At 59.2% G+C, this 26,259-nt stretch carries 23 protein-coding genes; 16 read left to right on the plus strand and 7 right to left on the minus strand.

Features of this window, described 5'->3' with window-relative positions; all coding sequences use genetic code 11:
* Nucleotides 1-100: 100 nt before the first annotated feature.
* Nucleotides 101-1,054 carry a tRNA dihydrouridine(20/20a) synthase DusA gene (dusA, locus tag ARCT_RS0110430; RefSeq protein ID WP_051360667.1) on the plus strand — a complete coding sequence of 318 codons (954 nt, stop codon included), beginning with the start codon at nt 101-103 and terminating at the stop codon, nt 1,052-1,054.
* 33 nt (nt 1,055-1,087) lie between these two features.
* On the opposite strand, the gene ARCT_RS0110435 is transcribed toward dusA, so the two are convergent.
* The 3 genes from ARCT_RS0110435 to ccmI are packed head-to-tail and all read right to left on the minus strand — an operon-like array spanning nt 1,088 to nt 3,040.
* Complete coding sequence (locus ARCT_RS0110435) at nt 1,088-1,330, minus strand: DUF1289 domain-containing protein (protein ID WP_027240017.1); 243 nt, start codon at nt 1,328-1,330, stop codon at nt 1,088-1,090.
* Nucleotides 1,323-1,796 (minus strand): Holliday junction resolvase RuvX, encoded by a 474-nt coding sequence (ruvX, locus tag ARCT_RS0110440; RefSeq protein ID WP_027240018.1) that lies wholly within the window; start codon nt 1,794-1,796, stop codon nt 1,323-1,325. Before ruvX ends, ARCT_RS0110435 begins: the two co-directional genes overlap by 8 nt.
* Nucleotides 1,793-3,040: a c-type cytochrome biogenesis protein CcmI gene (ccmI, locus tag ARCT_RS0110445; RefSeq protein WP_027240019.1), complete on the minus strand. Its 1,248-nt coding sequence runs from the start codon at nt 3,038-3,040 to the stop codon at nt 1,793-1,795. Before ccmI ends, ruvX begins: the two co-directional genes overlap by 4 nt.
* A gap of 229 nt (nt 3,041-3,269) precedes the next feature.
* Here ccmI and ARCT_RS0110450 point away from each other — a divergent pair, with 229 nt between their 5' ends.
* The 8 genes from ARCT_RS0110450 (at nt 3,270) to ARCT_RS0110485 (ending at nt 10,546) form a co-directional block, all read left to right on the plus strand.
* Nucleotides 3,270-4,514: a sarcosine oxidase subunit beta family protein gene (locus ARCT_RS0110450; protein WP_027240020.1), complete on the plus strand. Its 1,245-nt coding sequence runs from the start codon at nt 3,270-3,272 to the stop codon at nt 4,512-4,514.
* Between the two features lie 47 nt (nt 4,515-4,561).
* A complete protein-coding gene (locus tag ARCT_RS0110455; RefSeq protein WP_154665340.1) occupies nt 4,562-4,765 on the plus strand; it encodes a hypothetical protein in 204 nt (67 codons plus the stop codon).
* Nucleotides 4,765-5,106 carry a sarcosine oxidase subunit delta gene (locus tag ARCT_RS0110460; protein WP_027240022.1) on the plus strand — a complete coding sequence of 114 codons (342 nt, stop codon included), beginning with the start codon at nt 4,765-4,767 and terminating at the stop codon, nt 5,104-5,106. The genes ARCT_RS0110455 and ARCT_RS0110460 overlap by 1 nt, the downstream gene beginning before the upstream one ends.
* A 46-nt stretch (nt 5,107-5,152) precedes the next feature.
* The gene (locus ARCT_RS0110465; RefSeq protein WP_027240023.1) at nt 5,153-8,185 is read left to right on the plus strand and encodes a sarcosine oxidase subunit alpha family protein; all 3,033 of its coding nucleotides are present in this window, start codon (nt 5,153-5,155) and stop codon (nt 8,183-8,185) included.
* Nucleotides 8,178-8,744, plus strand: coding sequence for a sarcosine oxidase subunit gamma (locus tag ARCT_RS0110470; protein ID WP_027240024.1), 567 nt, complete (start codon nt 8,178-8,180; stop codon nt 8,742-8,744). Before ARCT_RS0110465 ends, ARCT_RS0110470 begins: the two co-directional genes overlap by 8 nt.
* A 274-nt stretch (nt 8,745-9,018) precedes the next feature.
* A complete protein-coding gene (locus tag ARCT_RS0110475) occupies nt 9,019-9,432 on the plus strand; it encodes a hypothetical protein (RefSeq protein WP_027240025.1) in 414 nt (137 codons plus the stop codon).
* Between the two features lie 204 nt (nt 9,433-9,636).
* Nucleotides 9,637-10,050, plus strand: a complete 414-nt coding sequence (locus ARCT_RS25845; protein WP_154665341.1) for a hypothetical protein — start codon at nt 9,637-9,639, stop codon at nt 10,048-10,050.
* Nucleotides 10,051-10,138: 88 nt separating this feature from the next.
* On the plus strand, nt 10,139-10,546 hold the full coding sequence (locus ARCT_RS0110485; RefSeq protein ID WP_027240026.1) for a hypothetical protein: 408 nt from the start codon (nt 10,139-10,141) through the stop codon (nt 10,544-10,546).
* A gap of 23 nt (nt 10,547-10,569) precedes the next feature.
* Here ARCT_RS0110485 and ARCT_RS0110490 read toward each other — a convergent pair whose 3' ends face one another.
* The gene (locus tag ARCT_RS0110490; protein WP_240476298.1) at nt 10,570-11,361 is read right to left on the minus strand and encodes an FkbM family methyltransferase; all 792 of its coding nucleotides are present in this window, start codon (nt 11,359-11,361) and stop codon (nt 10,570-10,572) included.
* A 123-nt stretch (nt 11,362-11,484) separates the two neighbouring features.
* Here ARCT_RS0110490 and ARCT_RS0110495 point away from each other — a divergent pair, with 123 nt between their 5' ends.
* Complete coding sequence (locus tag ARCT_RS0110495; protein WP_027240028.1) at nt 11,485-12,087, plus strand: superoxide dismutase; 603 nt, start codon at nt 11,485-11,487, stop codon at nt 12,085-12,087.
* A gap of 151 nt (nt 12,088-12,238) precedes the next feature.
* Nucleotides 12,239-13,234 carry a hypothetical protein gene (locus ARCT_RS0110500; protein ID WP_161631312.1) on the plus strand — a complete coding sequence of 332 codons (996 nt, stop codon included), beginning with the start codon at nt 12,239-12,241 and terminating at the stop codon, nt 13,232-13,234.
* Between the two features lie 65 nt (nt 13,235-13,299).
* Here ARCT_RS0110500 and ARCT_RS0110505 read toward each other — a convergent pair whose 3' ends face one another.
* Nucleotides 13,300-13,842 carry an LOG family protein gene (locus ARCT_RS0110505; protein ID WP_027240030.1) on the minus strand — a complete coding sequence of 181 codons (543 nt, stop codon included), beginning with the start codon at nt 13,840-13,842 and terminating at the stop codon, nt 13,300-13,302.
* A gap of 141 nt (nt 13,843-13,983) precedes the next feature.
* Between ARCT_RS0110505 and ARCT_RS0110510 the strand changes: the two genes are divergently transcribed.
* The 3 genes from ARCT_RS0110510 (at nt 13,984) to ARCT_RS0110520 (ending at nt 18,754) form a co-directional block, all read left to right on the plus strand.
* Nucleotides 13,984-15,717 (plus strand): LysM peptidoglycan-binding domain-containing protein, encoded by a 1,734-nt coding sequence (locus ARCT_RS0110510; RefSeq protein ID WP_027240031.1) that lies wholly within the window; start codon nt 13,984-13,986, stop codon nt 15,715-15,717.
* 114 nt (nt 15,718-15,831) lie between these two features.
* Nucleotides 15,832-17,640, plus strand: a complete 1,809-nt coding sequence (locus tag ARCT_RS0110515) for an ABCB family ABC transporter ATP-binding protein/permease (RefSeq protein ID WP_027240032.1) — start codon at nt 15,832-15,834, stop codon at nt 17,638-17,640.
* A gap of 37 nt (nt 17,641-17,677) precedes the next feature.
* Nucleotides 17,678-18,754: an endonuclease/exonuclease/phosphatase family protein gene (locus ARCT_RS0110520; RefSeq protein WP_027240033.1), complete on the plus strand. Its 1,077-nt coding sequence runs from the start codon at nt 17,678-17,680 to the stop codon at nt 18,752-18,754.
* Between the two features lie 82 nt (nt 18,755-18,836).
* On the opposite strand, the gene ARCT_RS0110525 is transcribed toward ARCT_RS0110520, so the two are convergent.
* Both ARCT_RS0110525 and ARCT_RS0110530 read right to left on the minus strand, forming a co-directional pair.
* Complete coding sequence (locus tag ARCT_RS0110525; protein WP_027240034.1) at nt 18,837-22,658, minus strand: efflux RND transporter permease subunit; 3,822 nt, start codon at nt 22,656-22,658, stop codon at nt 18,837-18,839.
* Nucleotides 22,655-23,911: an efflux RND transporter periplasmic adaptor subunit gene (locus ARCT_RS0110530; RefSeq protein WP_027240035.1), complete on the minus strand. Its 1,257-nt coding sequence runs from the start codon at nt 23,909-23,911 to the stop codon at nt 22,655-22,657. The genes ARCT_RS0110525 and ARCT_RS0110530 overlap by 4 nt, the downstream gene beginning before the upstream one ends.
* A gap of 281 nt (nt 23,912-24,192) precedes the next feature.
* Between ARCT_RS0110530 and ARCT_RS0110535 the strand changes: the two genes are divergently transcribed.
* Both ARCT_RS0110535 and ARCT_RS0110540 read left to right on the plus strand, forming a co-directional pair.
* Entirely contained in the window at nt 24,193-24,864 is a 672-nt protein-coding gene (locus ARCT_RS0110535) for a hypothetical protein (protein ID WP_027240036.1), read from the plus strand.
* Between the two features lie 53 nt (nt 24,865-24,917).
* Entirely contained in the window at nt 24,918-26,240 is a 1,323-nt protein-coding gene (locus ARCT_RS0110540) for a PQQ-like beta-propeller repeat protein (protein ID WP_036784738.1), read from the plus strand.
* Nucleotides 26,241-26,259 lie beyond the last annotated feature (19 nt).

Genomic DNA, 26,259 nt, shown 5'->3' on the forward strand with positions numbered 1-26,259 from the left:
AAGATATCGAACATAGACAAACCTGAGCAACCGGAGCTAAGTGTTGGAAAAGGCGATAAAATCACAGATTGGCGTAAGTGGCAGGTTATCTGTGGCTCCGATGATGGAATGGACCGATCGCCATTGTCGCTATTTGCACCGTTTGCTCAGTCAGCAGACGCTGCTTTATACGGAAATGGTAACGGCGCCGGCTCTGGTGCGGGGCGGGGCTTTGCATTTGCTGGACTACAGCCCGGAGGAACACCCGGTTGCCTTGCAGCTTGGTGGCTCTGACCCGGTTGAACTGGGGCTGGCGGCTCAGCTGGGCGCGCGCGCGGGCTATGATGAAATCAATCTCAACTGCGGCTGTCCCAGTGATCGGGTGCAATCTGGTGCCTTTGGTGCGGTGTTGATGCAAAGCCCTGATCTCGTGGCAGAGTGTGTTGCTGAGATGCGGGCCAAGGTGGCGGTGGAGATCACGGTGAAATGCCGTATTGGAGTGGATGAGCAGGAACCGCGCGACATCTTGCCGGTGTTTTTGGAGAAAATTCGCGCCGCAGGTTGTCAGCGGGTGACCATTCATGCGCGCAAGGCCTGGCTCAAAGGGCTGTCCCCAAAGGAAAACCGCGACATCCCGCCACTGGAGTATGACCTGGTGCACGAGATGAAGCGCGCCTTTGGCGATATGCACATCTCGCTGAATGGCGGCATTGCCACTTTGGACGCGGCGCTTGACCATCTTGATCGGGGCCTTGACGGTGTCATGGTGGGGCGTGCGGCCTATCATCAGCCCAGCGATATCCTGGCCGCTGCGGATGCGCGGGTCTATGGTCGTGGCGAAGTGCGCGATCCCTTTGACGTGGTGCTGCAGATGCTGCCCTATATCGAAGAACAGATGGGGCAGGGCGCGCGGCTGCATCAGATCAGCCGCCACATGCTGGGGCTTTTTTCCGGTCGCCCCGGTGCGCGGGCCTGGCGGCGCCTCTTGTCGGAAGGCGCAAGCCGGGCAGGCGCTGGCCCCGAGTTGGTGCTGCAAGCCATGCAACAGGTGCAAAACCCGCCAATCGCGGTCTGAGGGGGGGCAACGATAAAGCGTCAGGCCAGCAGCCTAGCGTTTGAGCCGGGCCGTGCGTCCGCCCCGCCGTTTGGTCAGATTTTTTGCACGGGCAGGGAGCGCCTCCATGATTTCGGCGCGGGCCTCGTTAGACAGCTTGGACCATTGGCTGATTTCGTCGATCGAGCGATAACAGCCGGTACAGATGCGGGCCTCTGGGTGGACGACGCAGATATTGATGCAGGGCGATTGGATTTCATCCCGCTGCCAGACCTCTTTGCCGTTGCTCTTAGTCATTCTTCAGGTGCCTCATGCGGTCAAGTGCTCCCTGTAGGATATAGGACGCGGCCACGTGGTCGATAACCTCTGCGCGACGTTTGCGTGACGTATCTGCCTCTAACAGCGCTCTTTCAGCGGCGACGGTGCTCAATCTTTCATCCCAAAACCCGATGGGCAGCTCTGTCAGGCGCGACAGATTGCGGGCAAAAGCGCGGGTTTTTTGGCAGCGTGGCCCTTCCGAGCCGTCCATATTACGCGGCAGGCCAAGCACCAGCCCGCCGATCTCGCGCTTTTTGACGATCTCAAACAGGCGTTCTGCATCCAGGGTGAATTTTTTGCGCCGGATGGTTTCCAGCGGTGTCGCCACCGTGCCCATCCGATCAGAGATGGCGACACCCACGGTTTTGTCGCCAAAATCGAGACCCGCCAGCGAGGTGAAGCCAGGGGCGGCGGCGGCAAACTCTTCGAAGTCGTCGTAGATCATGGCTCCAGTCCTGCCATGGAGGCGGCCGATTCAAGCTGCGCCAGCGCCTCGGTATCGTCGGCAAAGCGGGTTTTGGCCTCGGCATAGATGGCCTTGGCACGGTCCTGTTCGCCCAGCACCCCCAGGGCGCCGATCAGCTGTGCCCATTCCGGCGCGGAGCCACCTTCGGTGGCCAGACGGTCAGAGAGGCGTGCAACCATGCCTCGGATCATCTCCTGGCGGCCCTCTGCGGTCATCTCCTGTGCCGCCTCTAGATCCTCGGCGTTGGGGCCGGCAAGGGCGGGGGCCTGTGCACCGGCAGCGCCAGGCGGAGAAATCGGGCTGTACTCAATACCGGCGCGGAAGGCCATGTCTTCGATCTGGGCTTCAATCCCATTGATCCAGGGCGCACCTTTGGGGCCTTGACGCAGGGTGTCGACCCAGACCCTAAAGGCGATATCGGGGCGGTCCAGCTGCCCCTGGAGCAAGCCATAGTAATACCGGGCGGGGCCATTGCGGGGATCCAGCCGGAGCGTGTCGTCCAGCAGCTCTTCGGCTTCGGGGGAGACATATCCGCCCGCCGCCATGATCATCAGCTCCGCCAGCTCGCCATAGTCCTGGGGCTCTAGATCGCCGCTCATGATGCGGATGTAGTTCTGCTTGGCCTGATAGGCGGCAATGAAATTGCCCAGATTAGCCTCATGCTGCGCCAAAAGCGCCTGTCCCTGCGCGTCATCCGGGCGCTCACCTGCGGTTTGGCGCAGCTGCGCCACCAGATCGGCATAGCCCGGCTCCAGATTGGGGTTGGGCTGGGGCGGCACCTTGCTTTCGGCTTCGGCCTGTTTGGGGCGGGTCTGGGCGTAGTTGTCTGAGGCCTCAATGCGGGAGGCCAGCCCCATATCGCCGTATCCCGGCGCGCCAAGAAGGTTATAAAGCGCCAAAGTCCCGCCGATCAGCAGCGCCGCTGCCAGCACCACCGTGAGACGGCTCATCCCCTTGGGCTGGGGGCTGCCCGAGCTTTGCTTTTGCAACTGGGCGTCCGCAGCCAGAATACGGCGCGACACCTCGGTGCGCACACGCTGGGCATCGGAGTCGTTGATCACGCCACGCAGCAGATCCTTGTCGACGTCGCTCAGTTGTTGGCGATAGACCCGCAGGTCATAGGCCGCCGGGGGTTCTGCCATGGAATGGGCCCGCAGCAGGATAAGCCCCAACAGAGCAGCCATTGCCAGGGCGACAAAGGAAATCAGGATCCAGAATACCATAGTGAAGCTGCCTCTTTGGTCTCAGATATTGGGCCGGGTCGCCGCTAGCCCCCGTCTACAGGGGCGGGGCACAGGAAAAAAGACCTATCTGGCCGATTGCGGGCGCCTGCCCGTCGCTGGTGCGATTGGTCGCATGTCGCAAGAGTGCAAAAATGCGACGATAAACGGCGCCGGGCAGGCCGGGCTCTGGGGCATACCTGTTAACAGTCTCGAACCATCGGATTCGCACATGAAACGCTATTCAGCCTTTGCTGTCGCGCGGGAAGCCCTGCGCTATCATACCGGATGGGAGCGCGCCTGGCGCTCGCCGGAACCCAAACGCCACTACGATGTGATCATCGTCGGGGCCGGGGGCCATGGTCTGGCCACCGCCTACTATCTTGGCAAGAATTTCGGCATCACCAATGTCGCGATTATTGAAAAGGGTTGGCTGGGCGGCGGCAATACCGGTCGGAATACCACCATCATCCGCTCGAACTATTTGCAGGATCCGTCGGCTGCGATCTATGAAAAGGCGCGTAGCCTTTATGAAACCATGTCGCAGGATCTGAACTACAACGTGATGTTCAGCCCCCGTGGCGTCATCATGCTGGCGCAGACCGAGCATGAGATCCGTGGTTACAAGCGCACCGCCCATGCCAATGCGCTGCAGGGGGTTCAGACCGAATGGATCTCGCCGGAGCGGGTCAAGGAAATTGTGCCGATCATCAACCTGCATGGTCCGCGCTACCCTGTCCTGGGTGGACTGTTTCAGGAACGCGGCGGCACCGCCCGTCACGATGCGGTGGCCTGGGGCTATGCGCGTGCCTGTTCCGACATGGGCATGGACATCATCCAGCAATGCGAAGTCACTGGTGTGCGGGTTGAAAACGGCCGTGTTGCCGGGGTCGAGACCTCCAAAGGTCCGATTGATTGCGACAAGATGGGTATGGTTGTTGCCGGCAATGCCTCGCATCTCTCTGAGATGGCAGGCTTCCGTCTGCCAATGGAATCTGTGGCGCTGCAGGCGCTGGTCTCTGAGCCGATCAAACCCTGCATGGATGTGGTTGTGATGGCCAATACCGTGCATGGCTACATGTCCCAGTCCGACAAGGGCGAGATGGTGATTGGCGGCGGTACCGATGCCGCCAACAACTACACCCAGCGTGGCAGCTTCCACCATATCGAGGAAACCGTGCGCGCCCTGGTCGAGACCTTCCCGATGGTCAGCCGCCTGAAGATGCTGCGCCAGTGGGGCGGTATCGTCGATGTGACCGGTGACCGCTCGCCGCTGATCTCCAAAACCCCGGTGGACAATTGCTTTATCAACTGTGGTTGGGGCACCGGTGGTTTCAAGTCGATCCCTGGATCCGGCTGGGCCATGGCCGAGCTGATGGCCACGGGCCATTCGCCGCTGACCGAGGAATTCTCGATCAACCGCTTCAAAGAAGGCAAGTTCATCGACGAGAGCGTCGCCGCTGGTGTGGCACACTGATGAAGAAACTGTGCGGTTACACATTTTGCCTACTAGGGGGGCTAGTAATGTTGTTCGCTTTCGGAGACTGGCTAACCGCCGACTATCCGGAAATGAACCCATTTCGCTTTCTGGGGCAGTTTGAAGGTGGAGTAATCGCGATTTTGCAAACTCAGTTGATCTGGCTTCGAGTAGCCATTGTCGGGACTTTGGGGATGTTGCTTTTCCAAATCGGACGGTCGCTGATCAACAATGAAACGGGAGAGCAATAATGCTGATCCTTGAATGCCCTTATTGTGGCGTCAAAGCTGAAGAAACCGAACTGGGCGCCGGTGGCGAAGCGCATCTGAAGCGTTTTGGCCCTGGCTCGGACGATGACCAGTTCCATGATTATCTGTTCATGCGCGAAAACCCCAAGGGGGTGCATTTTGAACGCTGGCGCCATGCCAATGGCTGCGGCAAGTGGTTCCATGCCGCGCGCTGCACCATGACCATGGAGGTCTTTGGCACCTATAGCGCCCAGACCTATGAGCCGCCGCAGGAGATCAAGGACAAGATCACCGCAAAACGTCCCGGCTGGAGCTGGCGCGAATTCTCGGATGCCTCCGAATGATCCGCCTTGCTGAAACATTTGCCTTTACTTTGAGAGGTCTGACCACATGAGCACGCGTCTCGCCAAACAGGGCCGGCTGATTGACCGGTCAAAACAGATCGAGTTTACCTTCAACGGCAAACGTATGCAGGGCTATGCGGGCGACAGTCTTGCCTCGGCGCTGCTGGCCAATGATCAGGTGATGATGGGTCGGTCGTTCAAATACCACCGCCCGCGCGGCGTTATCGCGGCGGGTTCGGAAGAGCCCAATGCGCTGATGCAGCTGGGCACTGGTGATCGCTACGAGCCCAACCAGCGCGCCACCACCACCGAGCTGTTCTCGGGTCTGACGGCGCAGTCGCAGAACCACTGGCCCAGCCTGGAATTTGACGTTCTGTCGATCAACAACAAGCTGTCGCGCTTTTTGACGGCAGGTTTCTACTACAAGATGTTCATCCACCCGCGTCCGCTGTGGAAACATGTCTACGAGCCGATCATTCGCAAATCTGCCGGTCTGGGCGCCGCGCCTGAGGCAGAGCTGAAAGACGCAGACACCTACGAGCATTTTTACTTTTTTGCCGATGTGGTTGTGGTTGGCGGCGGTGTCGCCGGCTTGCAGGCTGCCAAGGCGGCGGCGGCCAGCGGTGCCAAGGTGCTGGTGCTGGAACAAAACAGCTATTGGGGCGGACGTGCGCCAGTGGATGGCGGAACCATTGATGGGGATGCGCCGGAAGCCTGGGTTGAAAAGACCCTGGCCGAGCTGCGGGCGATGGAAAACGTCACCCTGCGCGACCGCTGCATGGCCTCTGGCGTCTATGACCACGGCTATGTGCTGGGCTATGAGCGTCTGACCGATCACGTGCCCGGACAGGGTGGCCCGCGCCACCGTCTGTGGCGGATCCGTGCCAAACAGATCATCACCGCCTCTGGCGCCATTGAACGCCCGCTGTCCTTTGCCGGCAACGATGTGCCCGGCGTGATGCTGGCGGCCTCGATGCGCGACTATGTGGTGAACTGGGGCGTGAACCCAGGCCAGAAGGTCGTGGTTGCCACCAATAATGACGATGCCTATCGCACCGCGCTGGTCCTGCATGAGGCAGGTGTCGAAGTGGTGCGGGTGGTTGATGCCCGCGATACCGGCGGCGGCGCCCTGATGGAGGCCGTGCGCGAAAAAGGTATCCGGGTTGAACTGGGCCGCGCCATTGCCCGCGTCAAGGATGGCCCCCGGGTCACCAAGGTCGCCATCTGTGCTCAAAACGGCGAAGGCGGCGCTCAGGAAGAGATCGAGGCCGATGCCGTTGCCATGTCCGGTGGTTGGTCGCCTGTGGTGCACCTGTGGTCGCACTGCGGTGGCAAGCTGACCTGGGACAAGGAAAACGCTTTCTTCCGTCCCGATCCCACCCGTCCGCCGCTTGGCGACAATGGTGCAGGCTTTGTGATTGCCGCAGGCTCCGCCAATGGCAATCTGGGCCTTGGCGCCACGTTGGAAGATGCAGCAGCCGCTGGCGCGCAGGCGGGGGAAGCCGCTGGCTTCCCAGCCAAAACAGTCGCCGCCTCCAAGGGGATCTCGGAAGATGAGAGCCTGATGGAGCCGGTCTGGCTGATGCCCGCCAAGGCGGATATCAAGCTGCGGATGAAAACCTGGCTCGACTATCAGAACGACGTCAAGGTTTCCGACGTGCAGCTGGCGGCCCGTGAAGGCTATGAAAGCGTTGAACACACCAAGCGCTACACCACGCTGGGCATGGCAACCGATCAGGGTAAGCTGTCCAATATCAATGGGCTGGCCATTCTGGCGGATAGCCTGAATGCAGAAATCCCGCAGGTTGGCACCACCACCTTCCGTCCGCCCTATCACCCCATCTCGATGGGCGCGATTGGCGGCGAGGCCCGTGGCGAGATCTTCCAGCCGGTGCGCAAGACACCGATCTATGACTGGAACGATGCCAATGGCGCGGATTGGGAGCCGGTGGGTCAGTGGCGCCGTCCATTTGCCTATACCCGCAGCGGTGAAAGCCGCCATGACGCGGTCAATCGCGAGGTCAAGAACACCCGTGAGAACCTTGGTGTGCTGGACGCGTCAACCCTGGGCAAGCTGATTGTCAAAGGCCCGGATGCAGGCAAGTTCCTGGACATGATGTATACCAACATGATGTCGACCCTGAAGGTGGGCAAATGCCGCTATGGCTTGATGTGTTCGGAAAATGGCTTCCTGTCTGATGATGGCGTTGTTGCCCGCATCGACGAGGACACATGGCTGTGCCACACCACCACTGGCGGCGCCGAAAGCATCCATGGCCACATGGAAGAATGGCTGCAGACTGAATGGTGGGACTGGAAAGTCTATGTCGCCAATGTGACCGAGCAATACGCCCAGGTTGCGGTTGTTGGCCCCAACGCCCGCAAGGTACTGGAAAAGCTGAACGCTCAGGCTGGTGGCGGCATGGATCTCAGCAAGGAAGCACTGCCCTTCATGGAGTGGCGTGACGGCCAGATCGGTGGCTTTAATGCCCGCGCCTATCGGATCTCATTCTCGGGTGAGCTGTCCTATGAGATCGCGGTTGCAGCCTCTGAGGGGCAGGCGTTCTGGGACGCGCTGATGGAGGCCGGCAAGGAATTCAATGTCATGCCCTATGGCACGGAAACCCTGCACATCCTGCGGGCCGAGAAGGGCTTTATCATGATCGGGGATGAGACCGACGGAACTGTTATTCCGCAGGATCTCAACTTGCAGTGGGCCTTGTCCAAGAAGAAGGAAGACTACCTGGGCAAACGCGCCCATCTGCGCTCGCATATGGCAGATCCTGACCGCTGGAAATTGGTTGGTCTGGAGACTGTTGATGGCTCGGTGCTGCCCGATGGCGCCTATGCCCGGGGCAATGGCATCAACGCCAATGGACAGCAGATCGTGATTGGCCGGGTGACCTCGACCTATTATTCCGCAACGCTGGAGCGTGGCATTGCCATGGGTCTGGTCAAGCACGGACCAAAACGCATGGGCGAAGTGATCGAGTTCCCCGGAACCGATGGCAAGATCTACAAAGCCAAGATTGTTGACCCGGTCTTCTATGACAAGGAAGGGGAAAAGCAGAATGTCTAATCCTGTCACCGCCACTAATGGGGCGCAATTCACCGGTCTCGCCACAGTCGAGGACGCAGGTTTGCAGGGGATGATCACCCTGCGCGGCGATCTGTCTTCCAAAACTCTGAAGGCGGCGGTCAAGGCGGCCACCGGTGCCGAGGTGCCAGAGCAGCGCAAGATCTCGGTGGTTGAGGGCGGCGCAGCGGCCTGGATGTCTCCGGATGAGCTGCTGCTGTTGGTGCCCTATGGCGATGCCGTGGCCAAAACCGCCGAGCTGGCACAGGCCTTGAAAGGCGAACATGCGCTGGCGGCCAATGTGTCGGATGCGCGGAGCTATTTCAGCATTTCCGGTGCAGGCGCGCGCGAAACGCTGGCCAAGATCAGCCCGGTGGATCTCTCGCCTGAGGCCTTTGGCGCAGGCGACTTCCGTCGCAGCCGGACAGCACAGGTTGCGGCAGCCTTTTGGCTGCAAGATGACGACAGCTTCCGCCTTGTCTGTTTCCGCTCGGTTGGTGCCTATATGTTCAACCTCTTGTCCGCGTCTGCCCATCCACAATCCTCGGTGGGTGTGTACTGAGTAGACCCCTCCCTTTTGGGTTGAAATTCTAAAACTGTAAATCTAAAGTGCCCTCAAAGTGATTTTGAGGGCACTTTTTTGTTTGGAATTTGTGTTTGGCAAAACTGAAATTGGGGCACGTTACGCCGTGAAGGGAGATGGTTTTGCAATTTTGCAGACCGCTGTATCTGGCCACTATTCGCGATGACCGTCCTCATGGCAATGCCGCCGCCTGTGTTACCGGTAAGTGTCGCCGGGGCTGAGCGGGTTAAGTAAGAGAGAACAAGGAGTTTGAATGAAACAGCTTAAAAAGATGAGCCTCGCGCTTCTGGCTGGCCTTTGTATCGCTAGCCAGGCCCAGGCTGCGGACCGCATCATGTGCGAATTGACTGCGCATACCAGATTTGGTCTGGTGCCCCCGAAAGTGCTGATCGAGTTTAACGATAACCGGGGATCCGCGCTGGCCTATGATGCGCATATTCATGAGGTCTACGGCAAGCCAATCGCAGCCGAGTTAGAAGAAACCAGGGCGTCTCGTTACACAATTTCCTGGAGGATTGAAAACTTGCCAATTCGGGGCAATACCACGTCTAGCGCACAGAGCATGCTGCGGTTGAACCTTAAGACAATGACAGCGAGTTTTACCGGCTATCTGGGCGGCTATGCCAATCACGCACGTGGCAGCGGGAAATGTCGGCCAGTTTCCTAGGGTCTGGCACAAACCCTTGGGGGATGTGAGCAGATTCTGACCTCTGGGGCTTGCAGAAGCAAGCTCTATCACTTTTCACTTTTGTGAAGTTAGTTGTCATGGTAATTAACCATAACCTAGATGGATTGTAATCGCCCCCGTTTAGGGAGGGGCATCAGAGTGCCGAGATCTTTTTAGAGTTGTGTGTCTGTTCCTGAGGGTTGAATGACAGGATATTTAAACAGTTTGTTGTTTGCGACGTTAACCCTGTTTGGCGGCAGTGCTTATGCGGCCGATACCTTCACCTGCACTCTCACACCGGTGACCAAGTCTGGCTGGATACCCTCTCGGGTTTTGGTGGAGTTCTTGGAAAGTGGCGAAGATGCGCGGATCTGGGCCTCTGAGGGAGGGGGATCGGTTCATGCGGTTTTGAAACAGCGCAGCGAGACTTCGTATCTGTTGGACTGGACGCCAAGCCGTGCGCTGGTGGCAAAAGCCACGGAGTTGAGCAACGACCGCTACAGGGCAATTTTGAACCTTGGAAATTTGAAAGTTTCGCTTCAGGTTCTGTCCAACTTCGCTTCTGGAGCGCGGTCACCGCGAGGGGTCGGAAGCTGTATGAGGGTCGGGGACTCGTGAGCCAACCACATGGAACATTCGCGATAAGTGATTGCAGCCAAAACGATAATTTTTGAAATGAAGATAACGAATAGCTAAAAGATATGATGTGAAGGTACTACTTCCTGCAGCACGCGTTCTGGCTGCCTCTGGGTCAGTTGTTCAGGCAGCTGAGGAGCCCAAATTCGACTATACCTGCCGTATAAAAGCAAAGCGAACGAGGGGCTGGACCCCCTATCAGATAAAGTTCTCCATTAACGAAGAGGACATGACGGTTCTGGTTGACCACGGCATGAGCACGCCTGGCGAGGAGAGGCCTGTAACGGCCAAGCTCAAACGCAGAGATGATGAGACTCTCCGCTTCAAGTGGAGGATTGGCCTCAGAACTTCGGAATGGGACATCATGTCCATCGGCTACAAGGTGGATTTTAAACCTGAAACAAAAACCGGAATGATGTGGCTTGCCATCCCATCTGGGGGCGCCCGAGACGGTCCTGGAACCCTATCTTGCAAATAGCCCGGCTTGTGACGCCTGCCTGTCTATTTGTTGTCGCTGAACAAAAAGGTTGGGAACCGGGTTAAGGCGCGCTCTTGTGTGAGCGTTTCAAATCCGGTGGCCCGCCCGTTGTCTTCGTTGCAGTTGCTATAAAACGACAACTGGTCTGCCAGCTGCTGCATGCGCTGTTTTCGAATCTCTGCATCCAGAAAGGGTGCATGGGTCGACAGGTAGAGGGCAGGGCGGTGCTCTTTCAGCCAGGGGATCAGGCTGGGCAGCACATCAAATTCGGCGCCTTCAATATCCATTTTTACCAGCGAGACACGGCTCAGGTCTGCAGATTTGGCAAAGTCTTTCCAGCCCAGGGTGATCACGTCAGAACCGTGCTCCCCATCGTTGAGCAGGCTGGTCATACTGTCGCCAGCCTCGCCGCCAAAAGAGGCCATCCGGGCAATGCCGACGTCTTGGCTCAGCGCTGCGGAAAAGGCCGAGACATTCTGCACAGAATTCAGTTCCAGGTTCCAGGCGAGATAGCGAAAGGCCACCGGGTCCGGCTCAAAGCAATAGACCCGCCGGGCCAGGCTGGCGCCATATAATACCGTGGGGCCAATCCAGGCGCCAATGTCGAGATAGTCGTGATCCGCGTCCAGATGCGCCTCCAGCACGGCAAAGGTTTCAGGCTCCCAGGTGCCTGCGCTTGCTTTGCGCCAGAATTTGGAATGATAGGGATCCAGCCGAAAGGCAGTGCCGTTCAGAGAGCCGGCATAGTGCCCCCGGGCGCGGTAAAACATTTTGCGCGCGGCGATCCAAGTCTGCATGACCTTCTGTGCGATCATCTCAAGTTTCCTTATTATTGCACATAGGCCATGCGCGGTTTTATTGTCTTGGCACTTGACCTGCTGCCCCCCGCGCCGCATGTATCAGCTCAGGAACGCAACAAAAATTGACAGGTGTCCACTATGGCTTTTGAACTTCCCGATCTTCCTTATGCACATGACGCGCTGGCCGCCAAGGGCATGTCGGCAGAAACCCTGGAATACCACCACGACCTGCACCACAAGGCCTATGTCGACAACGGCAACAAGCTGATTGCAGGCACCGAGTGGGACGGTAAATCTCTGGAAGAGATCATCATCGGCACCTACGACGCGTCTTCTGTGGCGCAAAACGGTATCTTCAACAACATCTCGCAGCTGTGGAACCACAACCAGTTCTGGGAAATGATGGGCCCTGGCGCCGCCGCCATGCCTGGTGAGCTGGAAAAAGCTCTGGTTGAAAGCTTTGGTTCGGTTGACGAGTTCAAGTCGCAGTTCTCTGCTGCTGGCGCTGGTCAGTTTGGCTCTGGCTGGGCTTGGCTGGTGAAAAACGCTGACGGCTCGCTGGCTGTGACCAAGACCGAAAACGGCGTCAACCCGCTGTGCTTTAACCAGACCGCGCTGCTGGGCTGTGACGTTTGGGAACACTCCTACTACATTGATTTCCGCAACAAGCGCCCCGCCTACCTGTCGAACTTCCTCGACAACCTGGTGAACTGGGAAAACGTCGCTTCGCGTCTCGGCTAAGCCTCTTTAGTTTTCAAAACCTTGAAGCCCTGCCAGCAATGGCGGGGCTTTTTATTTGGAAAAAATGTTGCCGTATGAGATGATTTCAATCAAATTTGAAAAATCAACCTTTGATTGAGGTACTTTTATGCGCTTCTCTTTTTGCCTGATCTTGTTTTTTTCTTTGACGTCCTGCTCGGTTATTGAACGCGAGGTTGGATATCCTGGCGGTAATCTGGGCTATCTGGCGGATCGCAACACCCTGTTTGCCAAAGGGCAGGAGCAGCGCGTGAACCGATATCTGGTCAGTCTGGCGCTGATTGCGCCGCTGGTTGCGGAAACGGCCCGCACCGGCACCGAGGCAAAGCTATCTTCGTCTGCAATTGAGCTTCTCTATGGCAATATCGCCAAGCTGAAAGCGGCCTCCTCTCTGTGCAAATTTCCTACCCTGCCGGTTGCAGCCGATGCCAAGCCTGGTGACGTCGCGATCAAGTGTGATGCTGCAAAGCTGAAGGGCAACGTTAACACGGCCCTGAATTTTGAATCTCTGTCTTATGAAGTGGCAAAGTCCCTGGGGGATGCGCTGAAGCAGGCCTTTGACAATCTGGAAATCAAGGCAAATGTGACACGCATTATTGCCCTGGATCCTTCGGAAATCCTGCGGGCGGTGCTGGGGGCGCGTCGACTTATTCCAATCTTGATGGACTATCTTGCCACTTTTCGGGATGTCTCAATTATTTTTGGACAGTCCGTCGTGACCTCGTGTGAGCAGCAAGAAATTGCCTCCTGCGCCGCTGTAACCCAAAGCTTTGCCAGCTTGATCAACCGGCCCGCAGGCGAGAGCCTGGAACAGGTGACGGCGCAAAGACCGATCTACGACATCTATTCCACGTCAAAAGCGGCGATTACTGCCGGGCTCGACTGGAAGCTGCAGCAATGGCAGGTGGTGGCGCTGTTGCAGAACGTAAACCGTGCCTGCAGAAAGCTAGAGGCCATTGCCCGGGTCGATGATGCTGACTACCAGGGTTGCGCGGTGAAATGGGATAAGGTCGTCGTGAACCAAACAGCGCCACGCGCTGGAAAAACCGTTCAGGAAGTTGACGAATCAACCGCCGCCTTGCCCAAGGTCAATGCGTTGATCGCAGCCCATGGCGCGCAACAGGGCTAGGGACGGCTTGCCTGCTTCACCAGGCGGCGTTTTACTGCTGCGCAACTGGTTTTGTGGGGAGGGGCTTAGGTCGCCAGAGCGTTCAACGCCTGCTCTGGGGTTTCGACCCAGATCAGGAAATCGCTGAGCGAAGTATCGGCAAAGCCCTGAGCCACCATATGGGTCATCAGGTCGTGCAGCTTGTCCCAGTAGCCTTCGACGTTCAGGATCACGATGGGTTTGTCGTGCAGCCCCAGCTGGCGCCAGGTCAGGGCCTCAAACAGCTCATCCAGCGAGCCCGGACCGCCCGGCAATACCACCACCGCATCGGCATTATACAGCATCACCTTTTTGCGCTCATGCATGGTCTCGGTGACCACATAGGTGTTGAGGTCGGATTTTCCGACCTCTCGCTTGACCAGATGCTCGGGAATAACCCCAAAGGTCTCCCCTCCGGCCTCTTGTGTGGCGCGCGCCACAACCCCCATCAGGCCAACGTCTCCGGCGCCATAAACCAGCCGCAACCCGCGCGCTGCAAGCATCACTCCCAGGCTTTTGGCGGCGCTTTCATAGGCGGGCATTGCCCCAGACCGTGATCCGCAATACACACAGACCGATTTTATAGGCATGAGAAAGGCCTTTCTTTGAGTTTTCAAGGGGAAACATAACTGGTGTTTTGACCCTTGATAGCGTGATTGATAGGCTGCCTCAACCGGGTGCATGGCGCGGTTTCAGCGGGAAACCCGTTTGGCACTGAAGGAAGGAAGAAGATGGCTGGAACAGGTGTAACAGGTGGGCTGAGTAGCATGGCTCTGGGTGGAGCTGTTGCGACGGTTGTTGTCGTCGGGGGGGCAACCATGGTCTGGCTCGGAGTGTTTGACAGCAGCGATGGCACGCGCAGCACCCGCGATGAGGCTTCAAACCCGGTTGTCATCTCGCCCTCGGCCACTCCGCCGGTGGTGATCGAAGGTGTTTCGCAACAGCCGGAGCCAGTGGTGAGCGAAACTGCAACCGTCGCCCAACAGGCTGCAACCCAACAGGCAGAACAGCAAGACAGTGGGCAAGCAGAGCAACAGCTCGCATCGCCGCAAGAGGTGGCAGCGGTCGACACCACTTCGCAGGCCTCCACTGGCTCTGTGAGTGATGCGCCTGCGGTGGAAACCAGTGCCGATGGTGGCAAAGCTGTGATCGAGACTGAAAACCTTGCCGAAGATACCAGCGCCGCAGAGAGCAGTGATGCCGCGCGGGTTGCGGCTCTCGCCCTCCCAGAGGGAAACACGGCCGAGACCCCCTTGTTTGAAGCGCCGCTGCTGGATCTGGTTCGGGTTGGCCCAAATGGCGAAACCGTAATTGCCGGCCGCGCCCCGGCGGGTGTGCGGGTCGAAGTCCTGCTGGACGGCGAAGTTGTCGAACAGGTTGAGAGTGAGGCCGGCGGTGATTTTGTCGCTTTTGCGGATCTGCCCCCGAGCACCCAGGCGCGGGTGATTTCTTTGCGGGCCAGTGCCCAAGGGCAGGAGCGTCTGTCGGACAGCAGCTTTATTGTCGCGCCCGCGACCCCTGTGCCAGCCGGTCCTGCGCCGACCTCAACCGCTGAGGCTGCGCCGGTGTCGGAGCAGGTCGCCACAGAGACGGGTGACGCCCCATCTGATGAGGCCGCGCAGCGTGCCGAAGCATCTCAGGTCACCGAAACAGTGGCCACCGAAACACTGGCCACCGAAACACTGGCCGAGGCCACAAAAACGCCAGAGGATACAGTGGTGTCCAAGGTGCCACAGGGGCTGGACACAGGGACGCCGAATGCGCCCAAGGCTACAGAACTCGCTGCGGATGTTGCCTCTCCCGAAGCCAAGCAGATGGCGGATGCCACAACGGCGGGTGCACAGCCGGATGCAACCAGCCCTGGCCGCGGCGAGGAAGCCGTTGTCGCAGAGACCGATCCGGCCCCCCAGCCCGAAGCCACCCAGGTTGCTGTCCTGCGGGCCAATGCCGAAGGTGTCACCCTGGTGCAGCCGATCGCGCAAAAACCGCAGGGTAAGGTGGTTCTGGACACCATCAGCTATTCTGACAATGGCGAGGTGCAATTGGCCGGCCGTGCCGGGGCTGCGTCCAATGTGCTGGTCTATCTGGACAACACGCCTGCGGGGCAGTTTGCTGCCGCCGAGAATGGCAGCTGGGGCGGCGGGCTAGAGGCGGTAGACCCAGGTGTCTATATCCTGCGCCTGGATGAGGTGAACGACGCGGGCAAGGTCCTGAGCCGGTTGGAAACTCCCTTCAAACGCGAGGCGCCCGAGGTGTTGCAGCCGCCCGTTGCCGAGGGGGCAACAGGGGATACCGCGCCATTGGTGCGGGCTGTGACTGTGCAAGAGGGCGACACGCTCTGGGCGATTTCGCAGCAGCGCTATGGCAGCGGGTTTCTCTATGTGCGGGTCTTTGAGGCCAATAACACTGCCATCCGCGACCCGGATCTGATCTACCCAGGCCAGGTCTTTACCCTTCCGGAATAATCTCTGGCCAGCAACGAAAAACGCGCCTGATCTGGGCGCGTTTTTGCGGCTGCTACTGGTGGGATCGCCACCGGCAGCCTATCTGTCATACATTGAGCCAGGATATCACGCCCTATGCCCCCAGCCGAGACTTCTATCGCCAGCGACGAGCGTCGCTCTGGCCTGCGGACCCTGCGTCGGATGGGGCCCTATCTGTGGCCGAGCAAGCATCTCTGGGTAAAGCAACGGGTGGTGCTTGCCATTGCGGTTCTGGTCCTGGCCAAGCTGATCGCGGTCTATACGCCGATGCTCTATAAAGGCGCGGTGGACAGTCTGGCGGCAGAGGGTGTTCCGCCGCTGGCGCTGGGGGCTGTTGGCCTGACCATCGCCTATGGTGTTGCGCGGGTCTTTACCACCGGGTTCCAGCAACTGCGGGATGTGATCTTTGCCCCTGTTGGCCAGCGCGCCCTGCGGCATCTGGCACTGGAGACCTTCACGCATATTCACCGCCTGTCGATGCGCTACCACATCACCCGCAAAACCGGCGGCCTGTCGCGGATCATCGAGCGTGGCGTCAAGGGGGTTGAGTTCCTGCTGCGGTTCATGCTGTTCTCCATCGGCCCCCTGGTGTTGGAGCTGACCCTGGTGGCGGTGGTGCTGACGGTGCTGTTTGACGCCTGGTATCTGCTGGCAGTTGTCGTCACCATCGGGCTCTATGTCTGGTTTACCTTTGCCATCACCGAATGGCGGGTGAAACTGCGCCGCGAGATGAACAAGCAGGACACGGACGCCAATCAAAAGGCCATCGACAGTCTGCTCAACTATGAAACCGTCAAGTATTTTGGCGCCGAGGCACGCGAAGCCAAGCGCTATGACGGGGCGATGCGGGCCTATGCCAATGCGGCGCTGAAAACCGCCTATTCACTGGCCTTTCTGAACTTTGGCCAAAGCCTGTTTATCACTGCCGGGCTGGTGGCGGTGATGGTTATGGCGGCGATGGGGGTTCAGAGTGGCGAGCTGACGGTTGGCGATTTTGTCATGGTCAATGCCTATATGATCCAGATCACCGTGCCACTGAACTTCCTGGGCACAGTCTACCGTGAAATCCGCCAGAGCCTGGTGGATATGGGAGAGATGTTTGACCTGTTGGAACAACCGGCTGATGTCGCGGATGCGGCTGACGCCAAGGTGCTAAAGGTCTCTGGCGGTGAGATCCGGCTAACGGATGTGCGTTTTGGCTATGACAGCGGCCGGGAGATCCTCAAGGGGGTTGATCTGGTGGCCGGGGCCGGTCAGACGGTTGCCATCGTTGGCTCCACCGGGTCGGGAAAATCCACCGTTGGTCGGCTGCTGTTTCGCTTTTACGATGTCACCGGTGGCGCACTGACCATTGATGGTCAGGATGTGCGGCAGGTGACCCAGGAAAGCCTGCATGCCGCCATTGGCGTGGTGCCGCAGGACACTGTGCTGTTCAACGATACCATCCGCTACAATATCGCCTATGGTCGCGATGGCGCGGATCAGGCAGCGGTCGAGCAGGCCGCGCGGGATGCCCAGATCCATGACTTCATCACCAGCCTTCCCGAAGGCTATGACACCCAGGTTGGCGAGCGTGGGCTAAAGCTGTCGGGCGGAGAAAAGCAACGGGTTGGCATCGCCCGGACCCTGTTGAAAAACCCGCCGATCCTGCTGCTGGACGAGGCAACCTCGGCGCTGGACACCGACACCGAGCAAGAGATCAAGGATGCCCTGGAACGCGCAGCACAGGGCCGCACGGTTCTGACCATTGCCCACCGCCTGTCTACCGTGGCCGAGGCGGATATCATTGTGGTTCTTGAGCAGGGCGAGGTGGTCGAGCAGGGCAGCCACGAGGATCTGTTGGCCCGGGAAGGCCGCTATGCGCATCTGTGGCAGCGACAGCAAGCGGAGCAGGACGTAGCTTAGAACGGTTGGTGGACAAGACAAAAGGGATGGCGGCAAAATGGACCTGAGCTGGGCCCTTTATCTGGCATTCTGCGCGGTTCCGCTGATGACGCTGCTGCCGCTCTTGCGGCACGAGGGCTGGTGGGTGCGTGGGTTCGAATTCCCGGCCATGCAGATCACGGTTGTGACGGCTTTGGCGCTGGTCGCCTGTCTTTGGGTTAATGGCTGGCCGGGGGGCTGGGGCCTTGGGCTGGCTGCCGTGCTGCTTGGCTGCACCCTGTTCCAGCTGGGCCGGATCCTGCCCTATACGCGGCTGTTTCCCCATCAGATCCAAACCGCGCGGCAGGCGCGGCCGAAAGATCGGTTGAATATCATTGTCGCCAATGTCCTGATGACCAATCGCAACGCAGGCCCGCTCCTTGATGTGATCCACACAGAGGCGCCGGATCTGATCCTGACGCTCGAGACGGACGACTGGTGGCAGGAGCAACTGGCAGGGATCGAGGTGGATTATCCGTTCACTGTAAAACAGCCACTCGACAACCTGTATGGGATGCATCTTTATTCTCGGTTACAGCTGCTCGACGCACGGATTGCATATCTGGTGGACGACGAGGTTCCCTCGATCCATGCAGATGTGGTGTTGCGCTCTGGCACCAGGGTGCGGCTCCATTGCCTGCATCCAGCGCCGCCCAGCCCCACCGAGAATCCAACCTCTGCCGAGCGGGATGGAGAGCTGTTGCTGGTCGCACGCGAGCTGGACGTCTGCGCCGGGCCTGTGGTGGTCATGGGCGATCTGAACGATGTGGCCTGGTCCGCCTCAACCCGGCTTTTCCAAAAGATAAGTGGCCTTCTGGATCTGCGCATCGGGCGCGGGCTGTTCAGTACATTTCACGCCGACTACCTGTTCATGCGATGGCCGCTGGATCATATCTTTTGCTCAGGCGATTTCACGCTGGCCCGGATCCGGCGGCTGGGGCACATAGGGTCGGATCATTTTCCGATCCAGGCAGTGCTGCAGCATACCCCGCGTGCGCTCGACCTGCACCCAGAGCCTACAGCCAGCCTTCGCGAGGCCGAACGCGCCGAGGAAAAGATCGCGCAAGTGGATGCAGATCAGACTGCACTGCCCTGATTTTTTGGGGGGGCTTTTTTTGAGGGGCCTTGAATGAACGAAGGCCCCGCCTGAGCGGGGCCTTTGGGGGTCTTTCAGAGACTTATTCTGCTGCCCGCAGGGCGCTGCTGTCGCCGGGGTCTTGGGGGGCGGCTGTGTCGCTGGCCTTCTGGTCCGTGGATTTTGCAAGCGGTGTGCGGCTGATCAGGTCATCCCAGAGGATTTCACTGGTGGGCAACTTGCGGGCCTTTTTGGCAAGGCGCATGTCCTGGGCAATGCGGCTAGAGCGTCCCCCGGTGAGACGCGCCATCAACTGTCCCATCCAGCCAAGGTAGGTGGACAGCCAGACCCGAATTGCCAGCAGCGAAGGGGTCACCACCAGCGTCAGAACCGTGGCAATACCCAGCCCAAAGACCACAGCCGTTGCCAGTTGTTTCCACCACAGGGCTGTGGGGCTGTCGATGGAATAGCCACCGCCGATAAAGTCCAGGCTGATGCCAAACATCATCGGTGCAAGCCCCGCCATGGTGGTGACGGTGGTCAGCAGAACCGGACGGATCCGGGCCTCGGCGGTGCGAATGATCGCTTCGATCCGCGGCATTTGCTGGCTGAACTCCTGATAGGTGTCGATCAGAACAATATTGTTGTTCACCACGATCCCCGCCAGAGCCACAATGCCGGTGCCGGTCATGATGATCGAAAACGGCTGCTGCATCACCATCATGCCAATCAGCACCCCGGTGGTGGACAGTACCACCGCCAGCAGTACCAGAACCGCATTGTAGAACGAGTTGAACTGCGCCAGCAGGATTACAAACATCAAGGCCAAGGCCCCGGCAAAGGCCTTGGACAGGAAAGCGCCTGATTCCGCCTGCTCGTCCTGGTCGCCGGTCCATTCCCAGCTCACCCGAGGATCCAGCGGACCTGTTTCGAGCCATTCCGTGAGCTTTGCGATGCGCTCATTTGCGTTGACCAAGGCGATCTTGGCACCGCCATCTATGGCCTGCTGCACGGCCTCCACGTTCTCAAATGCAACATATTGGTAGATGGTATAGTTGGTGCCTTTAGGGTCGGTGACAACCTCGCCGCGCGGGGACAGCCCGTCGGGAACGGTCTTGATCATGGCAAGGTTGAGCTGCCCGTCGCCATTGGGGTTGTCAATCGAGACACTATGCAGGCCGCTCTCAACATCAGCTTTGACGTCATAATAGCGTTCCTGGTCGACGCGGCTGATCTGCGCCAATTTGGGCACCGGTTTGCGGGTGATGAAGTTCGACAGCGGCACCAGCCCATCGGCGGTGCGTACCTTCAGCGTATCCAACGTGGCCAATACACGATTTTCATCGGGCAGGCGGACACGGATTTCGATCTCCTCGTCCGAGCTGTCGACCCGCATGGTGTCCAGCAGGATACCACGCGTCACCAGCTGTACCATGGCCCCCACGGTGGCGACATCGGCGCCAAAACGCCCCGCCTTTTCAACATCAACGTCGATCTGCCAGTCGATGCCGGGCAGCGGCAGGCTGTCCTCAACCAGGGTGAGGCCGGGGGTGGATTCGAACTGGGCGCGGGCGGCGCGGGTGGATGCGGTCAGCGCTTCCCAGCTGTCGCCGCGAATGCGCAGATGCAGCGGTTTTCCTGATCCAGGCCCCTGTTCCAGCGCTTTGATTTCAACAAAGAAACCAGGGATTTTAGCCAGCTCGGCATTCAGTTCTTCGATCACCGTATTGCCGTCAAACTTGGTCGCTGTGACCTCACGGGTGAGCAGGTCAAAGAACCAGGTCTCGGTCTGGGTTGGACGGTCCTCCCAGGGGATGATTTCGAATTGTACCTGACCGACAGTATCAACCGGCCCCTGGTTATTGCCGGGGCCACCTGTGGCCAGGCCACCTTCGCCGGCAAAGGAGAAGACATTGATCACCGCAGGATGCGCCAGGATTGTCTGTTCGGCCCGTTGCACCATCAGGTCCTGCTCTTTCAGGCTGAGGTTGCCACGGGCGCGCACATAGGCCGTGGCCTGTTCCGGCTCGGATTCGACAAAGAATTCCACGCCGTAGTTGTTGTCGCCAAACATGGTGAAAACCGTGCTGATACCAAAGGCAACAGCGGCCAGGGTGACCAGCGGCATCACCGGGTTACCAGCAATGAATTTGATTGCATAGCCAAAGGTGGTGTGATGATAGCCGGCCTGAACGCTGCTCTCTTTGCGGCTGATTTTTGTCGCCCCCAGGGTAATAGAGGCGGCAAAGGCAGAGGCGATAAAGACCAGCCCGCCAAAGCCAAGCCCCGCCAAGGGGGTCGTGCCATCGGGCAACAGATATGTGGGGTTGAGCATCTGCATGGCACCGGCAAACATTCCCCATAGGGCAGGGGGCACCAACAGCGCCCGCAGCCACCAGGGCGCAATGGCGCGCAGACCATTGGAGGTTTGCTCAAAGATCCGGCTGATGCGGCCAGACAGCCCGCCCATGACAGGCAGGTAAATCAGCGCCACCACCAAAGAGGCCGACAGAACAAAGATCAGGGTGACTGGCAACATGCCCATGAACTGGCCGGGAACACCGGGCCAGAACAGCATTGGCAAGAAGGCACAGAGTGTGGTCGCGGTGGAGGACACGATGGGCCAGAACATCCGCTGCGCCGCCTCAACATAGGCATGCATCGGACCGGTGCCTTCGCTGATGCGTTTATCGGCATATTCCACCACCACAATAGCCCCGTCCACCAGCATGCCAACGGCCAGGATCAGGCCAAACATCACGATGTTTGAGATCGAAACCCCCATCACTGCCAGGAAGGCAAAGCACAGCAGGAAGGAGGTGGGGATGGCAAAGCCCACCAGCAGCGCCGCGCGGCTGCCCAAAGAGGCCAGAACCACAATCATCACCAGCGCAACAGCCGTCAGAACCGAGCCTTCCAGCTGGTCCACCATGGAGCCGACAACCCGGCTTTGGTCATTGGAGGTGCCAAGGGTAACAGAGCCCTTGAGCTCCGCTGGCCATTTGGCCTGGGCCTTGGCCAGGGTTGCCTTCACCAGATCAACGGTATCAATCAGGTTAAAGCCTTTGCGCTTTACCACCTGCAGCGCGATGGTGTCAGCGCCATCAAACCGGGCGGTACCGGCGCGGTCCTCAAAGGTGAAATTGATCTCGGCCAGCTCTCCCAGTGTGACGATACGGTCACCATTGGTTTTGACCGGCAGCCCGTAGATGTCGTTCACGTCATCAAAAGACGACGGGATCTTGACCGAGAAGGTCCCTTGATCGGTCTCGACTTCACCGGCGGCAATCAACTGGTTGTTGTTGCGCACCACATTGATCAGCTCAACCGCTGTGATGTTGTAGGATTCCAGACGCAGAGGGTCGATGATGACCTCGACCATTTCGTCGCGATTGCCGGCAATGCCGGCCTCCAACACCGCGTCCAGTGCCTCGATATCGTCCTGCAGATCCTTGGCGATACGGGCCATGGTGCGTTCCGGCACCGCGCCGGTCAGGTTGACGATAACGATGGGGAATTCTGAAAAGTTGATTTCCGTAAGCGAATAGGTCTCGGCGCCGTCGGGGAACTCGGCCTCAGCCCGGGTCATGGCATCGCGCACATCCGCCATCACGGCTGTTTTGTCCCAGCCAAAGTCGAATTCCAGCGCCACACCAGCGTAGTTTTCCGCCGCTGTCGCGCTCATCTTGTCGAGCCCGTCGAGATCGGCCAATTCGGTTTCCATGACCTTGACCAGCAGGCTTTCAGCGTCTTCGGCGGAAATACCCGGGAACTGGACCGAGATGAACAGGGCCGGAATTTCAATATCCGGCTCACCCTCTTTGGGCAGGCTGGAATAGGCAAAGCCACCCACCAGGATCGAGATCAGAATAAAGGCGATAACCATGCGGGCCCGGTCAGCGGCCCAGGAGACGACACCGATCATTGGGAGGCCTCATTCTGGTAGCTGGGGACAACGGCAACGCCACTGATGACAAAATCCTGCCCTGTGATGATCACGTCTGCCTGCTCTGGCAGGCCATCAACCCAAATGCCATCTGCTTCGTCGCGCAGCAGCTCTACCGGGATGAATCCGACGGTCTGGTCGGCCTTAACGGTTCTGACGCCCAGTTGCCCGTCCTTGTTCAGGGTGAGGGCGGACTGTGGCAATTTATGCGCTGTCGCCCCCGGAGCCGCAATTGCGATATCTGCGGTCTGCCCGTCGCGGATGGCCAGGTCAGGGTTGGCAACGGTGATCTCGACTTCAAAGGTGCGGGTGGCCTGATCGGCAGAGCGGCTGACAAAGGTCACCACACCCTCGACCAGGTCTCCGGTGGCCAGTTTGGCCCGCGCCAGCGCGCCAAGAGCAACGCGATTGACCTGGGTCTCAGGCACAAAGCCAATCACCTTGATGGTGTCGAGCTGGATCACTGTTGCACAAAGATCGCCGGGCAGAACCAGACTGCCGAGCTCAGCACTGTCGCTTTCCAGCAGCCCGTCAAAGGGCGCCAGAATGGTCAGGCGTTCGATTTCTTTTTGCGCAGCACCAACGGCGGCGATGGCAGATTCGATGCCCGCTTTTGCGGTTTCCAGCCCGCCCTTGGCGCTGGCCACCCCTGCAACAGCAGTGCGTTCCGCCGCTTTTGACGCCGCCAGATTTGTCTCCGAGGTATATCCGCCCTGTGACAGTTTCTCAGAGGCGGTGAGTTTGATAATGGCTTCGCTCAGTTTTGCGTTTGCCTCATCAAGACGCGCTTCTGAGACGGGCATATTGGCGCGGGCTTCGCTCAGGCGTGCCTGAGCTTCCAGCAGCGCTGCCGGGCGGGTGCCGGGGTCTAGCTCGCACAGAACATCGCCCTCGTGAACCTGTACGCCCTTGCGCAGGGGTTCAGAGATCACGGTAGAAGAGGTTTCAGCGCGAAGATTGACCTCACGCACCGCCTGGGTCATGCCACGCAGGATCACCGCCCGGTCAAAAACCTGGGCCTGACTGTGCAGGGCAACCACGGCTATGCGGTGTTCTGCCACCGGCTCACGGGTTTCTGCCTCGGCAGTTTCCTCAGCACTGGGGCTGGCGGATGAGGATGTGGTTTGGGCCGCTTCACCTCGGGCAAAGGCCAGCAGGGCGTCACGTTCGATGACCAGAAAATACAGGCCTAGGGATACCAAAATGGCAGTAATAAGGGGGATCAGTTTCATCTCGGGCCTTTCAAAAGCATTTTCGCTTGGTAAAAGCTGGTGACCAAGCACACCGGAGATCCCGCCAGATCTGCTGATAAGTGATAGTTGTGATCTATGCGTTGTCCATACTAAACGGAACAGTTCAGCCCACATTTATTGGAAAAAAGTAGTGGTTTCCCTAAATTTCCCCTGCAATGGAGTACTTGGCTTGCTGCAACAGGCAGGATATGAGGGGCGAAAGAGGATAAAACATTCCCTGCCGTTTTTGCAGAGGGGATGGCACTTCGGGGGCAAATACCATGAGCGACACTGACAGCTTTATTGACGAAGTTACGGAAGAGGTACGCCGCGACCGTTTGTTCGTTATGCTAAAGCGCTATGGCTGGATTGGCGGCCTGGCGGTTGTGCTGATCGTCGGCGGCGCGGCCTACCGCGAGTATAACAAAGCGCAGAACCTTGCGGCCTCCCAGAGGCTGGGCGATGACATGATCGCCGCGCTCTCTTTGGATGAGGATCTGGCACGGGCAGAATCCCTGTCACAGATCTCTGCGGAGACCCCTGGCGGGGCGGCTGTTCTGGCGATGTTGCAGGCGGGAGCCCTGGCAGACGCGGGGCAACAGGATGAGGCCGTAACGCGGCTGCAGGCGGTTGCTCTGGATGCAGAGCTGCCGCTGATCTATCGTCATATTGCCAGCTTTAAGGCCCTGGGGTTGCAGCAGGACAGCCTGAGCATCGCGGAGCGGCGGTTGCAATTTGAGGCGCTGGCCCAGCCGGGGGCGCCTTTGGCGCTGCTGGCATCAGAGCAAATGGCGCTTTTGGATATTGAAGCGGGTGACCCGGATGCAGCAATTGACCGCCTGAAGGCAATTGTTGAGGATGCGAGTGTCACAGCGGACTTGAAAGAGCGGGCCACGCAAGTGATTGTGGCCCTGGGGGGCGCGCTGGACGAGGCTGCTGTCTCTGAAGGTTAACAACAACCGCAGTGTCAACTTGCGGAAAACTACAACGGGTACGAGGCAGGGTCATGACGGCAGCTAACTCCTTTTCTTTGGTACGGATCTTGCTTTGTAGCACCGCCCTGGCAGTGGGGCTTAGCGCCTGCTCTGAGCCGGAGGTGATTCTGCCAGGCAAGCGAGAGTCGATCCGGCCGGATGCCGAAATAGAGACGGTAAACCAGTCGGTGGCGATTACGTTGCCTAAACAGGTTGCCAATGCGACCTGGGCCCAAAGCCACGGCAATCCGGCTTACCGGACCGCCCATCCCGCCTTGAGCTCGACGCCACGGCTGGCCTGGTCGGTTCCAATTGGTGCCGGTGACGGGCGCAAGCAACGGATCAACACGCGGCCCGTTGTTGCCGCTGGCCGGATCTACACGCTGGACAGCGCAGCGCGGGTCTCGGCGGTTTCTCCTGCAGGGCAGCTGCTGTGGCAAAGTAACCTGCTGCCGGCGCGCGACGACGAGGGCCAGGCCACTGGCGGTGGCATGGCCTTTGCTGATGGGGTGCTCTATGTCTCCTCTGGCTTTGGTGTGCTGACCGCGCTGGATGCGGCCACTGGCAAACAGGTCTGGCGCCAGGAATTGGATGCAACAGGATCCGGCGTGCCGACAGTGCGCGACGGGCTGATCTATCTGGTCGCCGGAGATGACACCGGCTGGGCAATCCACGCAAAAGATGGCCGCATTGCATGGCAGGTGGAAAGCGCACCAAGTGCGTCAAACGTGCTGGGCGCACCGGCCCCTGTCCTGACCAAAGATCTGGTGATTTTTGCCTTTGGTTCTGGTGATTTGGTGGCGTCATTCCGCCGTGGCGGGCTGCGCCGTTGGAGCGCCTCGGTGGCGGGGCAACGTGTTGGATCTACCCTGGCGCGGATCAGCGATGTAACGGGCGAGCCGGTGCTTGTGGGGCAACGCGCCTATGTGGGCAACCATTCCGGACGCACCGTGGCCTTTGACACCGCAAGTGGTGAGCGTATCTGGACCGCGCAAGAGGGCGCGATTGGTCCGGTTTGGCCCGCAGGCAACAGCCTGTTTCAAATCAGTGACCGCAATCAGCTTTTGCGGCTCGATGCCGGGAGCGGTGAAGTGCTCTGGGCGGTTGATCTGCCGGGATACCTGAAGGACAAACCGGGCAAGCGCGGTGCCATCGTTGCGCATTATGGCCCGATCCTGGCCGGTGGGCAGCTTTTGGTTGCCTCCAATGACGGGCTGCTGCGGCAGTTTGATCCGCGCGATGGCAGCCTGTCGCAGAGCATCGAAATTCCGGGGGGCGCGACGGCCGCGCCGGTGGTTGCAGGCAATACTCTTTACGTGGTGTCGAGCAAGGGCAACCTGCTCGCCTTCCGCTAATGCGCAATCGGCTCTGGCC

Origin of the sequence: Pseudophaeobacter arcticus DSM 23566 (assembly GCF_000473205.1) — a bacterium.
In the GTDB taxonomy this organism is placed as follows: domain Bacteria; phylum Pseudomonadota; class Alphaproteobacteria; order Rhodobacterales; family Rhodobacteraceae; genus Pseudophaeobacter; species Pseudophaeobacter arcticus.